The organism is Shimazuella sp. NTD247 (genome assembly GCF_059510415.1).
In genome coordinates this window covers 1-266 of sequence record NZ_JCAJZU010000037.1, presented here as the reverse complement: position 1 = coordinate 266, position 266 = coordinate 1, and the positions used below count along the sequence as shown (strand labels likewise).

The window sequence follows — 266 nt, the reverse complement described above, 5'->3', positions numbered from 1 at the left end:
AGCAGTCCTCATCCTTCGATGAGTGGGTTGCCCCATTCGGAAATCTCCGGATCAAAGTTCACTTACAACTCCCCGGAGCATATCGGTGTTCGTCCCGTCCTTCATCGGCTCCTAGCGCCAAGGCATCCACCGTGTGCCCTTAGTAGCTTCTCCTACATTGGTTTTTGGTAATCTGTTGATTACCCGGTGTTTTGCAACTTGACGAAAAAGACACACATGTCTTTCTCTTCATCTATTTTCTATCCAATTTTCAAAGTGCGACTTGC

At 47.4% G+C, this 266-nt stretch carries 1 rRNA gene; it reads right to left on the bottom strand.

Annotation, left to right across the window (positions count from 1 at the left end):
- Window positions 1-153: ribosomal RNA gene (locus AC5WOC_RS21235) — 23S ribosomal RNA — on the bottom strand; the annotation flags it as partial.
- Between the last annotated feature and the right edge of the window lie 113 nt (window positions 154-266).